This window comes from Clostridium sp. LIBA-8841 (genome assembly GCF_057782475.1).
Map to the genome: position 1 here is coordinate 2,966,706 of NZ_CM173488.1, position 13,710 is coordinate 2,980,415.

Sequence of the window (13,710 nt, forward strand, 5' to 3'; positions counted from 1 at the left end):
TAACTTATGTGACTTACTTTTTAATCAGTATCAATAAATAGATTCTTCTAAAATTTAAATACAATAAATATTATCTTATTATTAAGTGTATTTTTATATAAACATTGATGTAATTTTCTAACATTATAAAACATATTATATTGTGAGTTACAATCTAATATATTATATGCTTGTAACTTCACTTTATTGATAATTTACTACGTTTTTGTAAACCTTTACCCAAATTCATCATTTTATTGTAGGGGGATATTTTTATGAAGAAAGTTATGAAACTTCAAAAAAAAGTTACAAACGATTTAGGAGAAAAAAAGAATTTAGATTTGCTAATAGCTATTGATAATGTAAAATTAATTCAATACACTTGTCCTTCAAATGAATTTTACTCAGTATCTCATAAAGATTTAATAGTATTTCAAGAAGGAGATTCTTTTAAAACCTCTGAAAAACCGGTAGATAAAGATGTTGTTGCCGTTTTAACTTGGTTTAAATATCGAGATACTCAAGTAATAAAGCTTTTCTTAAAAGACTCTTTTATAGATTTTGTAGATAATGAAATTATTTGTGATCTTACATTAAGAAAGGTATTTAAAGAAACTAACTTCTCTAATTTTGGTGAAAAGTTAATAAAATCTTTGATCTAAAAAAGAAAAACATCTATAAGTAATCTTATAGATGTTTTTTTGGAGGCGCCACCCGGATTTGAACCGGGGAATAAAGGTTTTGCAGACCTCTGCCTTACCACTTGGCTATAGCGCCATATGGAGCGGGTACCGGGAATCGAACCCGGGTATCCAGCTTGGAAGGCTGGTGTTCTACCATTGAACTACACCCGCATTGGAGCGGAAGACGAGACTCGAACTCGCAACTTTCACCTTGGCAAGGTGACACTCTACCATTGAGTCACTCCCGCAATAATGGTGGCTCGAGCAGGAATCGAACCAGCGACACGAGGATTTTCAGTCCTCTGCTCTACCGACTGAGCTATCGAGCCAAATGTCTTGAGCTCTTCAAGACATTTATTATTATATTAACTTAAATAAAATTTGTCAACTATTTTTTTAAATTTTATTTATTCTCTTCTTTTTCCTTTTCCTCTGCCTTTTTCATTTCTTCTGAAACTTCATCAGCAATAGCATTTTCTTTTTCTTCTAATAACTTACCTATATCTTCTTTTGTAAACTTATATGATTTATTACAGAAGTGACATTTTAATTCTTCTTCTTTACCCTCATCATAAAGTTCTTTTAAATCCTTATATCCTATGCTTAATAATGCTCTTTCTACCTTTTCTCTTGAGCAATCACATTTATATTTTGGAGTTTCTTCTTCTAAGATTTTTAAATCCATTCCATCAAAAATGAACTCTATAACCTCTTCTATAGTTTTTCCTTCTGATAACATTGTAGTTAATGAAGGTATTTCATCTAATCTATATGTTAATAAATCTCCTAAAAGTTCATCTGCACCTGGTAATAATTGAATTATGAATCCACCAGCTTTTTTTATTGAATGATCTCTATCTACTAACACTCCTAAAGCAACGGCTGAAGGTATTTGTTCTGAAGCTGTGAAATAATATGCTAAATCTTCAGCTATTTCACCACTATATATTGGAACTTGTCCTACGTATGGATCTTTCAATCCTAAATCTTTTATTACTGTTAATCCACCATTTTTACCAATAGCTTCTCCAACATTTAATTTTCCATTCTCTGTGTTTAAAGGTAAATCAACATGTGGATTTCCTATATATCCTTTAACACTACAATCTGAGTAAGCAGTAACAGTTATTCCCTTAGCCATTCCACCACCGTTTATTTGTAGTGTTACAACTTCTTTATTAGATTTTAACATTGCACCCATCATAGTACCAGCTGTTAGCATTCTTCCTAAAGCAGCAGCTGCTGTTGGTGTACAATCATGTATTTTTGATGCTTCATCAACTAACTCTGTAGTTTCTACTGCAAATATTCTTATCATACCATCTTTAGCTATGGCTCTTATTAATTTATCACTCATATTTAATCCCTCCGTTATTTTTTTACTATATAAACTATTCTTTCAGTATCTGGTGTTACTTTTTCTTCTGTATAACCATTATGCTTTTCTTCTATTTTAAAGCCTATTACCTTAAGAATGTTTTCTATTTCACTTTCCTTATAAGCTCTTTCTTCATGAACCTCTGTAAATCTTTCATATGTATCTCCATCTTTTATGAAGAAATTTAAGTTCATTTCTACTATTTCATCTTCAAAGATATTTTCCCAAGCATAAAATAATTCTTCACTATCATATGTGTAGACATTATTGCCTAAAACTTCTGATATCTTATAGTATGAATTTATATCAAATACAAATAAACCATCCTCTTGTAAATGATTATATACTCCTCTTAAATAATTTTCCACACTTTCATCATCTAAAATATAATTTGTTGAATCTAAAACACATGTTATTAAATCAAACTTTCTATTTAGTTCTAATTCACACATGTCTTGACATACTATTTTACCTCTAACCCTATTTTCTCTAAGCTTCTTATCAGCTTCTATAAGCATATCTTGAGATAGATCAACAAAATAATTTTCTTTGAAGGATTTTCCTACATGAACACCAACATTTCCAGTTCCACAAGCTAAATCTAAATACATTTCCTTGTTAACACCATATTTATCACACTTTGATAAAGCATATTCTGCTATGTTCTCATAGTTTACATCTTCATATATAAGTTCATCATAAACTTTTGCCATCATTTTATAACTCTTCATAATAATTTAAATCCCCCATGTATTATTCTACCTAAAGATTATATACTTTTTTTACTTTTCGTCAACGGAAGGTTTCTTTCTACCTAATATTTCATCATTACTAGGCAATTTTAACTCTTTTTTCCTCTTAGTCATTAATCCACCGATTCTTCCTGTTTCCTCTGCGGTTAATCCTCCCCATCCAAGTTTATCTACCTTATCGCTTAAGCCTAATTCTCCAGCTATTTCATATTTCATTTTTTCTCTTAGCTGTTCTGCAGGACTTAACTCTTTATTGGATTTTAATTTTCCTTTTATTATTTTTTTTAATGGTGTATTACTCATTTTCTTCCCCTACCTTAAATTTATTTTTAAAACTATTATTTACCCCTATAAGCTTAAATATTCATATTTTGTTAAATATGAAAGTTAACTTACTTAAATCCTTCAAATTAATCTTAAAATAAACTTGATAAAGTGTTTGTTCTTGAACTATATTTAATATATAGAAATACAATATATTAAGATTAATTTTAGGAGGGATAACGTGTATAACGTAGCAGTAGTTGGGGCAACAGGAAATGTAGGAAGAAAATTCCTTGAAATCCTGGCAGAAAGAGATTTCCCAGTTAAAGAATTATATTTATTTGCATCAAAGAGATCAGCAGGAAAGACTTTAAAATTTAAAGGTGAAGACTTAGTAGTTGAAGAATTATGTGAGGCTAATATTGAAAATAAAAAAATAGATTTTGCATTATTCTCAGCTGGTGGAAGTGTAAGTTTAGAATTCGCTCCTATTTTCTCTAAACACGGAGCAGTAGTTATAGATAATAGTAGTGCTTGGAGAATGAATAAGGATGTTCCTTTAGTAGTTCCAGAAGTTAACCCAGAGGATGTTAAATGGCATAAAGGAATTATTGCAAACCCAAACTGTTCTACAATTCAAGCTGTAGTAGCTTTAAAACCACTACATGATAAATATGGAATTAAAAGAATAGTTTACTCAACTTATCAAGCAGTTTCAGGAGCTGGCCTTCAAGGTATATTAGATTTACAAGAAGGAACAACTGAAAAATTCTCATATCCTATATTAGGTAATATAATTCCTCATATAGATGTATTCTTAGATAACGGATATACCAAAGAAGAAATTAAAATGATTGAAGAAACAAAAAAAATACTTCATGATGATAGCCTAAGAATAACAGCTACAACAGCTAGAGTACCTGTTTTAAACTCTCATAGTGAAAGTATAAACGTAGAACTTAATTCTGAATTTGAAGTTGAAAATATAATTGATTTATTTAACTCTTCAAAAGGATTAATAGTTCATGATGATGTAGCAAACTTAAAATACCCTACTCCACTTGAACTTAGTGGAAGAGATGAAGTATTTGTTGGAAGAATAAGACGTGACTTTAGCTTAGATAACGGTCTTAACCTTTGGGTTGTGGCTGATAATATAAGAAAAGGTGCTGCTCTTAATGCAATTCAAATTGCTGAAATACTAATAGAAAAATAAATTTATTTTGGAGGTAATATTATGTTTAAAGGTTCTTGTGTAGCTTTAATAACTCCATTCACTGAAGACGGGGTTAATTATGAAGAGCTAAGAAATTTATTAGAATGGCACATAAAAAATCATACTGATGCAATATTAGTTTGTGGAACAACAGGTGAAGGTTCTACTATGACTTTAGAAGAGAAAAAAGAAGTTATAAAATTCTCTGTTGAAGTTGTAAACAAAAGAGTTCCTGTAATAGCTGGAACTGGTACAAATAATACTAAAGCTTCAATAGAACTAAGTCAATACGCTGAAAAAGTTGGCGCTGATATGGTATTAATAATAACACCATACTATAATAAAACTTCTCAAAAAGGATTATTTGCTCATTTCCAAGCAGTAAATGATGCAATAAATATACCTATTATGCTTTATAATGTTCCAGGAAGAACAGGAATGAATATAACTCCATTAATGCTTGATAAGCTTGCTGACTTAGATAATGTTGTTGCTATAAAAGAAGCTAGTGGTGATCTTTCACAAGTAGCTAAAATGGCTGAATTATGTGGTGATAGAATTTCTATCTATTCAGGTAATGATGACCAAATAGTTCCAATCCTTTCACTAGGTGGAGCTGGTGTAGTTTCAGTTTTAGCTAATGTTCTTCCGGAAGAAACTCACAATATATGTGAAAAATATTTCTTAGGAGAAGTAATTGAGTCTCGTAATCTTCAACTTAAATATCTTTCATTAGTAAACTCTTTATTCATAGAAACTAACCCAATCCCAGTTAAAACAGCTATGAATTTAATGGGCTTTAACTGTGGACCTTTAAGATTACCTTTATGCGAAATGGAAGATTCTAACCTAAAAATATTAGAAGAAAATTTAGAAGTTAATGGTTTAATAAAATAATCTATTATATAATAAGCATAATCACCTACAAAGTTACAGGTGATTATGCTTATTTAAAAATGAATATCGGAGGTACCAATTATGGTTAAAGTTATATTAAATGGTTGTTCTGGAAAAATGGGTAGCGTAATTTCAAACTTAGCTGAAACAAAATTCCCTAATGTTGAAATAGTTGCTGGTATAGATAATAATACTCAAGCTCAAAGACCATATCCAATTTTTGCAAAACCAGAGGATTGTAATGTTGAATATGATGTATTACTAGATTTTTCAAGAGCAGATGCTTTAAAAAGCTTAATAGCGTTTTCGAAGAAAACTAAGAAGCCACTTATACTATGTTCAACAGGATATACTCCTGAAGATTTAAATTTCATAGAAGAGTCTTCAAAAGAAATTCCTCTATTTAGATCTGCTAATATGAGCATAGGTGTTAATTTAATAAATAATTTATTAAAGAAAGTTGCCCCTGTTCTTTATGAAAACTTTGACATTGAACTTGTAGAAAGACACCACAATCAAAAAGTTGATGCTCCAAGTGGAACTGCTCTTTTATTAGCTCATACTATTCAAGATTCTCTTAATGAAGAAACAAACCTGATCTACGGAAGAGAAGGAATGGCTAAAAGAGAAAAAAATGAAATATGTGTCAATACAGTAAGAGGTGGCGGAATAATAGGTGATCATGAAGTTATCTTTGCTGGAGATGGTGAAGTTATAGAAATAAATCACAAAGCTATTTCAAGAGATGTTTTCGCTATAGGTGCTTTAAAAGCATGTGAATACATGGCCGATAAAACTAAAGCTGGAAAATATTCAATGGACGATGTCCTTCAATTAAACTTCTAATAAAAAGGTTGTATCAAAGCTTTAAATAATAAAACTTATAAATATATTCCGAGAATTACTAGATTTCTCTTCATACTATTTATAAGTTTTATTTTAAATTAACTTTGATACAACTTATTTTGTTTTTAACTATTTTTTAAGAGTGTTTATAAAAGCCTCTAATTTATCTAAAGCTCTTTCAAGCTCATTTTTACTATAACAATATGATATTCTAATGTACCCTTCGCCACCTTTTCCAAAGGCGTCTCCTGGCACGCAAGCAACTCCACCTTCTTTAAGAAGTCTTTGACAAAACTCCTCTGATGTTAATCCAAACTTGCTTACATTAGGATAAATATAAAAAGCTCCCTTAGGCTTTTCTACATCTAATCCCATATCTACTAATCTTTTATAAGTGAAATTCATTCTTTCTTTAAAAGATTCCTTCATTTTTTCAACATTATTCATACAGCTTTTTATCCCTTCTAAGGCTCCCCATTGAGCTATAGAAGTTGCACATGAAACATTATATTGATGAACCTTTATAATTTGATTATATATTTCCTTAACACTAGCTACATACCCAATTCTAAGTCCTGTCATTGAAAACATCTTTGAAAATCCATTTACATATATTAATTTATCTTTTATGTCTTTACATTGAGCCACTGAATAATACTCTTCTTCAAAACATAGAGATGAGTAAATCTCATCAGTTAATACTAAAATATCATTTTCTTTTATAATCTTTATAAGTTCGTCTCTACTCTCTTTAGTAAGTAATGCCCCAGTTGGATTACATGGATAAGAAAGAATTAATAGTCTTCCTCCTTTTTTTATACCTTCCTTTAAGCTCTCTATATTAACTGAAAAATCTTCATTTAATTCATAATTCACAACCTCACAACCTATTATTTTACTTATACTTTCATAGGCTGGATATGCAATTGATGGAACTAGAACTTTCTCTCCTGGATTTAAGACTGCAGTCATAGCAGCATATAATCCTTCACTTCCACCAACAGTTATTATAATTTCATCCTTATTAAAATCAATATCAAAAGTATTTTTTAATAAATTCGATATTTCATCTCTTAATTCAACTATACCTGCATTAGCAGTATAAGTGGTTTTTCCTTCCTCAATAGCCCTTATCATTGCTTCTTTAACCTTTTCTGGAACTTGAAAATCTGGTTGACCTAAAGTTAATGATATAGCCTCTGGGAATTTTACTACCTCATTATAAAATTTTCTTATCCCTGATATTTCTACCCCAATAACATTTTTATTCATTAAAATTCTATCCCCTCTCTTGCTGGAACTCCCTTTTTATAATAATGTTTAATTTCTCTCATCTCTGTAATTAAATCAGCCTTATCCATAATTTTTTCTGGCACATTTCTACCTGTAAGTATTAATTCCATATCTTTAGGCTTTTTCTCTATTAAATCTACAATTTCATCTTCTCCTATGAAACCTGCGGAAATTGCAGCCATTATCTCATCTAAAATTAATATATCACATTCTCTATTTTCAATTAGTTTCTTAACAAAATCAAAGCCTACTCTAACCTCTGACTTCAATTGAGCTAATTGCTCTTCATCAAGTTCCCAAGTAAAACCCTTAACTTTTTCAAATCTTAATATCTCTAAATTTTCAAATTTCTTAGCAGCCTCTAACTCTCCAGTTTTCCATGATTTAAGAAATTGAACAACTTTTACCTTCATATCATCACCAGCAGCTCTAAAAGCTAATCCCATTGCCGCTGTTGTTTTTCCTTTTCCATTTCCAGTGTATACCTGAACATATCCTTCTTTAAGTCTCGCCATATTTTATCACTCCTTTAAATTATATTTTATAATATATTTCATTTATTTACACAATCTATTTATTAAATAATAGAATTTTTCTTTTTTTCTCTTTTATTGATAATCATTTTTGTTTATAATAATTTATATTATGTGTTATATTTTAATAAATATATAAGACTAAAATGCATTATAAAAGAAAGGATGTAATTTGATATGAGTTATAACTTTACAGATCCATATGAAATTGCTAGATTCATAAAGGAAGTAAAAAAATCAACTCCTGTTAAAGTTTATCTTAAAGGTAACTTAGAAGGTATAGACTTAGGCTCAATAGAATGTTATGGAAATAATGGTTTCTATGTATTATTTGGTGAAAGCGATGAGGTTGCTACTTTATTAACTGAAAACAAAGAAAGAATTGAAAGCTTTAGACTTGAAAATGATAGAAGAAACTCTGCTATTCCAATGTTAGATCTTTTAAACATAAACGCTAGAATAGAACCTGGCGCAATAATAAGAGATAAAGTGTCAATCGGAGATAACGCTGTTATAATGATGGGTGCTGTTATAAACATAGGTGCCGAAATCGGTGAAAGCACAATGGTAGATATGAATGCTGTTATTGGTGCTAGAGGAAAACTTGGAAAAAGAGTTCACTTAGGTGCTGGTGCTGTTGTGGCTGGTGTTTTAGAACCACCTAGCAAAACTCCATGTATAATAGAAGATGACGTTTTAGTAGGAGCTAATGCTGTTATCCTTGAAGGCGTTAAAATAGGAAAAGGGGCAGTTGTTGCAGCTGGTTCAGTTGTTGTTGAAGACGTACCTGCTGGTGTTGTTGTAGCTGGAACTCCTGCCAAAGTAATTAAGTCTGTTGATGAAAAGACTAAAGATAAGACCGAAATCTTAGATGATTTAAGAAAATAATAAAAAAATAGCCATGAGAATTTTTTCTCATGGCATTTTTATTAAGATATTTCTTCACCAGAATCAGTTTGTTCTATTTCATCACTTACTTTTTCCATTTTAGAAATTGAAACTTCATATGCTATTTTCTTAATAACTTCTGTTTCAGATATTTTCTTTTGATATTCTCTACTTTGAAGTCTTCCCCAGATTCTTATGTTATCCCCTACGTCTAATGTTTTACAGAATCTTGAGTTTCTTCCCCATGCTATAGTTGGTATATAGTCTGACTTGTTATAAGATCTATTTACAGCTAATAATAAATCAGCAATTTCTCTTCCAAATGGAGTTGTTCTATAAATTGGTTCTTTACAGATGAATCCATCTAAGAAAATTTCATTAGGATTCTTGCTTCTTTCATCGCAGTATTCTATATTTCTTGCGAAAACTGTTAAGATAAGCTTATTATTTCCATCTATAAATTTGTTGTAACTTCTTAATTGTCCTTCAACAATTACATCTGTCCCTACTTTTAGATCCATTGTTGTTATTAATCTCTCTGATACAGTAATATTTAATAAGTCCTTTGAATCGCTTAACCTCATAACCTCTAAATTAAATGTATAGAACCCCTCTCCATACATTTCATGACTGAACTCTAGTTCTGATACTACAGTCCCTTCTAAATAAATTTTGTTGTTTAACATTAAATTATCCATTTTAACCTAAACCCCTCTCCCCATTAGTGTTTAATCATATAAGTTTAATATGTTTTTTTATATTTATCTGTATATCTAATAACTATTTCCATTATAATACATTTTGTTCAACGATTTCAACTATTATTTTGTTTCTGTTTAATTAACAATTGTTTTCCATTGTCATCTATTTCGTAACTATTTTCATATATTATTTCGCTTACCTTTACAAACTCATATCCATCCGCCTTTAATTTAGGTATAATTTCCTTTAAGTTGTCTACAGTATATTTACCATCATTATGATATAAAAGTATGGAACCACTTTTCACATTATTCATTACCCTTTTAAATTCTTTTTCCTTACTTTCTCCTTTCCAATCTACACTGTCAACATCCCATTGTATGCTTTTATACCCCAAATCCTCAATAAACTGTAAATTTTCCCCTCTATACGAACCACTAGGAAATCTAAACAAATTAGTTTTTATTCCTATTTCATTTTTTATAATATCTTCAGTCTTTTTGACCTCTTCAATAATTCTCTCTTTTCCTATATTCTTGAAATCTGGATGGGAATAACTATGATTACCTATTTCATGACCTCTTTTATTTATCTCTATTAACTTTTCTTTATTCCCCTCAGGATATATTATCCACTTTCCCATTACAAAAAATGTAGCTTTTATATTATTTTCATCTAGTAAATCTAAAATTTCATATATATGTTCTTTTTCTGCCCAATTTACATCAAAAGTAAGTGCTATTTTTTTATCATCTCTTTCTACAGAATAAATAGGTATCTTTCCTTTAGCAAAAACACTAATAGTTAAGGTAAATATGGTAATAATAACAATTAAAGTAATCTTAATACCAAAACTTTTATCAATAAAAAACTTATTAGTACATCTCAAGGTACTCACTCCTTAATCTTTAATATTAATCAAATAACTTTATTATCTTAAAACATATATGGTATAATAGGATTATTATTTCAAAACAGTTATGGAGGAAAACATAAATGTATGATAACACATTAGAACTAGCCGAGAATAAATTACTTCTTTTATATATAATAAAATCAATAAAATACCCTATATCTAATACTCAGTTAACAGATATAGTCTTAGAAAATAGCTTTATAAATTACTTCATGTTACAGCAATATGTATCTGAATTAATTTCTTCTGAGTTTTTAAAATATGAAACTCAAGATAATAATAAAGAAATTTTAGTACTTACTTCCAAAGGAGATAAGGTCTTGTTCTTCTTTAAGGATAGAATATCTCCAAATAAGCTAAAACTTATAGATGGCTATGTGCGTAAGCATGTTGAAAAAATAAAAAAAGAATTAAGTATATCTGCTGATTATACAGTTGGTGAAGATAGTTCCTTCATAGTAAATCTTAAAGCAATAGAAAATAATACTATAATAATTGATTTAAATGTAAGTGTTCCTTCCAAAACTGAAGCTAAAGCTATTTGTAGCAAATGGCAAAGCAATTCTTCTGATATATACAATAAGATAATTCATGCTCTTATAGAAGATTAATAATCCTGCTATTATTATTAGCAAAAATCAATATAAAATTTATATACTTTAGGGGGAAATTACAATTGTTTAAAAAACATAATTTTCACTTTAATTGGCTCCCACTAATATTAATATCAACAGTTTTAATAATGTTAATTTTTAATATTAGAGGCATATTTAGTGAAGGGATTCAACCTTTTTTATCAGTTATAACACCATTTTTTTGGGCTTTTGGAGTAGCCTACTTAATAAATCCTCTTATGATGTTAATAGAGAGAAAATTTAAACTTAAGAGGGCTTTTTCATTAATAATAAGTTATATTTTAGTTATAATTTGTGTTTACATATTGATCGTTATTATTGTTCCTACAATAATCAATAGCGTATCAGAATTATTTAGTAATATTTCGGAATATGCTTCTTCTGCTGAAGAGTGGATTAATAACAGCTTAGCAAGTATGAATATTCCATTAGATTTAACTCATCTGAATACTTCTGCTGCAGAATTTATTTCTAAAACATCAGCATTATTATCTACTATATTTGGAGGAGTATTAACTCAAACTTTAAAGATAACTTCATCCGTTGTAAAATTTGTTTTCGGATTCATAATATCCATTTACATGTTGATGGATAAAGAAACTTTAATTTCAGGTTGTAAAAAAATTATAATTGCTGTTATGCCTTCTGAAAAATCATCAAGACTTTTTATTAGTTTTATGGGTCAGGCTCATACTGTATTCAGTAGATTTATAATAGGTAAAATTATAGATTCTCTTATAATTGGAGTTCTTTGTTATATAGGATTATTCTTAATGGGAAGCCAATATGCAGTACTTATTGCATTCATAGTTGGATTAACAAATATGATTCCATATTTTGGACCGTTCATAGGAATGATTCCAGCATTTTTATTAACACTTATTGTTCAACCATCTCTAGCAATATGGGTTCTTCTATTCATATTCATCCTTCAACAATTTGATGGTTGGTATTTAGGACCAAAAATACTTGGAGATCAAGTTGGAGTTTCTCCACTGTTTATAATATTTGCAGTTACAGTTGGTGGCGGACTATTTGGTGTTTTAGGAATGTTCTTAAGCGTTCCTATAATAGCATTAATCAAAATATACACTGAGAAATTTATTGAATATAGATTAGAAATCAAAAAACAGGACCTTAGTTCTTAAAGGAACCTTGTATTAAAAGGGATATACATTTTGTATATCCCTTTATTATTTAACTAATTGTTAATAATTTTTTAAATATGATGTTAAATTACCAATATTATGTTATTATTAAATACATTAAGTTTTGACAATTATTAAAACGTTTAAATAATCATTGAAAGGAAGTACTTATGGATAAAAAAAAGCGCTTTAATTTTAGTAATAAACAGAAAATAACTCTTTTTTCTTTATTAGCTATTCTAGCTTTAATAATTTCTGTAGGAGGCTTTTTTGTTTTTAGATTTTATAATCACTCTTATGAGGCCAAAAACGATCCTGCAAAAGTTAATGTTGTAGATGAAGATATTAAATTTACAGAGGTTCCTGGTATCACCAATATTCTTTTACTTAGTAGCGATGCTAGACCTGGTGAAGATGTCTCTAGGTCTGATTCAATAATGATATTAACAATAGACAATATTCATAAAAAATTAAAAGTAACTTCTCTAATGAGAGATATGCTAGTAGAAATAGATGGTCATGGTGAAGAAAAATTAAATCATGCCTTTGCTTATGGTGGTCCAACTAAAACTATTGAAACTATTCAGAATAACTTTGGTATAAAGTTAGATAACTATGTTATAGTAGATTTTAGTGGCTTTGTTAAAGTAATAGATGCTATAGGTGGAATTGAAGTTACTATAAAAGATTATGAGTTAGATGAACTTAATAAATATATTATAGATGGCGGTGGGTCAGAAAAAGATTTACTTCCCACCCCTGGCACATATAACCTTAATGGATATCAAGCATTATCTTACGCTAGAATACGTAAGGTTGGTGATGGAGAATATGAAAGAACTGAAAGACAAAGAGCTGTTATCCAGCTTGCTTTAGAAAAAGTTAAGGATATGTCTCCTGTTAAACTTGTTGCTTTACTTAATGAGTTATTCCCATATGTAAAAACTAATATTTCCTTGGGAGATGCTATGAATTATGGTTTCACAGCTTTAAATGTAGGAAAGCAATGTAACTTTGAAATAGAACAATTTAGAATTCCTCTAGATAGTATTTCTAAAGGCGGAATAATTGATAATAAGGGTTGGGTATTTGTTATAGATACGGTTGAAACATCTAAGGCTCTTCAAGAATTTATCTTTAATGATAATAAAGATTATGAGCCTGATACTAGTAATTTTAATTCAATTATAGACAAATGTTTTAATAGCTATGATATAAAAGATGATACTTCTCACCCTGATTATGAGTATATACCTAATAGCAATACAAATGGTAACTTTGAAAATAACAAAAAATCTAGTTCAAATAACAACAATAATTCAAATTCCAGTAATAATTCCAGTAATAAAGTAGAAAAACCTACTAATAAACCAAATACAGATAATGGTTCTAATAAACCTACTACTCCTGAGAAGCCTAATATACCAGTAGAGCCGGAAACTCCTCAGGAAAAACCTGCTACTCCACCTACTACTGGAAGTGGAAATGAAAATAATAATAATTCTTCAGATAATTTATCAAATGGGGAAAACCAATCTTCTGATAATGTAAATACAGAAAATAATACTTAATCTAATTAA

Annotated in this window: 15 protein-coding genes and 4 tRNA genes; 8 read left to right on the top strand and 11 right to left on the bottom strand. The window is 29.3% G+C overall.

The annotated features are described in order from the left end of the window. Positions 1-254: 254 nt before the first annotated feature. The gene (locus tag AC2A4K_RS12965; protein ID WP_322502911.1) at positions 255-641 is read left to right on the top strand and encodes a hypothetical protein; all 387 of its coding nucleotides are present in this window, start codon (positions 255-257) and stop codon (positions 639-641) included. A gap of 40 nt (positions 642-681) precedes the next feature. Here AC2A4K_RS12965 and AC2A4K_RS12970 read toward each other — a convergent pair. The 7 genes from AC2A4K_RS12970 to AC2A4K_RS13000 form a co-directional block, all read right to left on the bottom strand. Continuing rightward, positions 682-756, bottom strand: a tRNA-Cys gene (locus AC2A4K_RS12970). Between the two features lie 3 nt (positions 757-759). Next, positions 760-833: transfer RNA gene (locus AC2A4K_RS12975), tRNA-Gly, on the bottom strand. A 2-nt stretch (positions 834-835) separates the two neighbouring features. Continuing rightward, positions 836-910, bottom strand: a tRNA-Gly gene (locus tag AC2A4K_RS12980). Positions 911-915: 5 nt separating this feature from the next. Continuing rightward, positions 916-991 (bottom strand) — tRNA-Phe (locus AC2A4K_RS12985). Positions 992-1,065: 74 nt separating this feature from the next. Further along, complete coding sequence (gene hslO / locus AC2A4K_RS12990; protein ID WP_322502912.1) at positions 1,066-2,019, bottom strand: Hsp33 family molecular chaperone HslO; 954 nt, start codon at positions 2,017-2,019, stop codon at positions 1,066-1,068. Between the two features lie 14 nt (positions 2,020-2,033). Continuing rightward, complete coding sequence (locus tag AC2A4K_RS12995) at positions 2,034-2,771, bottom strand: class I SAM-dependent DNA methyltransferase (RefSeq protein WP_322502913.1); 738 nt, start codon at positions 2,769-2,771, stop codon at positions 2,034-2,036. A gap of 51 nt (positions 2,772-2,822) precedes the next feature. Next, positions 2,823-3,095 (bottom strand): alpha/beta-type small acid-soluble spore protein, encoded by a 273-nt coding sequence (locus AC2A4K_RS13000; RefSeq protein WP_322502914.1) that lies wholly within the window; start codon positions 3,093-3,095, stop codon positions 2,823-2,825. A 202-nt stretch (positions 3,096-3,297) separates the two neighbouring features. Between AC2A4K_RS13000 and AC2A4K_RS13005 the strand changes: the two genes are divergently transcribed. From AC2A4K_RS13005 to dapB, 3 genes are all read left to right on the top strand, one after another. Further along, the gene (locus AC2A4K_RS13005; protein WP_322502915.1) at positions 3,298-4,272 is read left to right on the top strand and encodes an aspartate-semialdehyde dehydrogenase; all 975 of its coding nucleotides are present in this window, start codon (positions 3,298-3,300) and stop codon (positions 4,270-4,272) included. A gap of 21 nt (positions 4,273-4,293) precedes the next feature. Further along, the gene (gene dapA / locus AC2A4K_RS13010) at positions 4,294-5,169 is read left to right on the top strand and encodes a 4-hydroxy-tetrahydrodipicolinate synthase (protein ID WP_322502916.1); all 876 of its coding nucleotides are present in this window, start codon (positions 4,294-4,296) and stop codon (positions 5,167-5,169) included. 81 nt (positions 5,170-5,250) lie between these two features. Next, positions 5,251-6,015 (top strand): 4-hydroxy-tetrahydrodipicolinate reductase, encoded by a 765-nt coding sequence (dapB, locus tag AC2A4K_RS13015; protein ID WP_322502917.1) that lies wholly within the window; start codon positions 5,251-5,253, stop codon positions 6,013-6,015. 129 nt (positions 6,016-6,144) lie between these two features. Here dapB and AC2A4K_RS13020 read toward each other — a convergent pair whose 3' ends face one another. Further along, complete coding sequence (locus AC2A4K_RS13020; protein WP_322502918.1) at positions 6,145-7,287, bottom strand: pyridoxal phosphate-dependent aminotransferase; 1,143 nt, start codon at positions 7,285-7,287, stop codon at positions 6,145-6,147. Next, positions 7,287-7,823: a cob(I)yrinic acid a,c-diamide adenosyltransferase gene (locus AC2A4K_RS13025; protein ID WP_322502919.1), complete on the bottom strand. Its 537-nt coding sequence runs from the start codon at positions 7,821-7,823 to the stop codon at positions 7,287-7,289. Before AC2A4K_RS13025 ends, AC2A4K_RS13020 begins: the two co-directional genes overlap by 1 nt. Before the next feature lie 195 nt (positions 7,824-8,018). Between AC2A4K_RS13025 and dapD the strand changes: the two genes are divergently transcribed. Beyond that, on the top strand, positions 8,019-8,729 hold the full coding sequence (gene dapD / locus AC2A4K_RS13030) for a 2,3,4,5-tetrahydropyridine-2,6-dicarboxylate N-acetyltransferase (protein WP_322502920.1): 711 nt from the start codon (positions 8,019-8,021) through the stop codon (positions 8,727-8,729). Positions 8,730-8,770: 41 nt separating this feature from the next. Here the strand turns inward: dapD and AC2A4K_RS13035 are convergent, their stop codons facing one another. Both AC2A4K_RS13035 and pdaB read right to left on the bottom strand, forming a co-directional pair. Then, positions 8,771-9,427, bottom strand: coding sequence for a single-stranded DNA-binding protein (locus tag AC2A4K_RS13035; RefSeq protein ID WP_322502921.1), 657 nt, complete (start codon positions 9,425-9,427; stop codon positions 8,771-8,773). A 116-nt stretch (positions 9,428-9,543) separates the two neighbouring features. Beyond that, a complete protein-coding gene (gene pdaB / locus AC2A4K_RS13040) occupies positions 9,544-10,320 on the bottom strand; it encodes a polysaccharide deacetylase family sporulation protein PdaB (protein WP_322502922.1) in 777 nt (258 codons plus the stop codon). A gap of 107 nt (positions 10,321-10,427) precedes the next feature. Here pdaB and AC2A4K_RS13045 point away from each other — a divergent pair, with 107 nt between their 5' ends. From AC2A4K_RS13045 to AC2A4K_RS13055, 3 genes are all read left to right on the top strand, one after another. Further along, positions 10,428-10,958 carry a DUF4364 family protein gene (locus AC2A4K_RS13045; protein ID WP_322502923.1) on the top strand — a complete coding sequence of 177 codons (531 nt, stop codon included), beginning with the start codon at positions 10,428-10,430 and terminating at the stop codon, positions 10,956-10,958. A 65-nt stretch (positions 10,959-11,023) separates the two neighbouring features. Continuing rightward, positions 11,024-12,130, top strand: a complete 1,107-nt coding sequence (locus AC2A4K_RS13050; RefSeq protein WP_322502924.1) for an AI-2E family transporter — start codon at positions 11,024-11,026, stop codon at positions 12,128-12,130. Positions 12,131-12,300: 170 nt separating this feature from the next. Continuing rightward, positions 12,301-13,701 carry an LCP family protein gene (locus AC2A4K_RS13055; protein ID WP_322502925.1) on the top strand — a complete coding sequence of 467 codons (1,401 nt, stop codon included), beginning with the start codon at positions 12,301-12,303 and terminating at the stop codon, positions 13,699-13,701. Positions 13,702-13,710 lie beyond the last annotated feature (9 nt).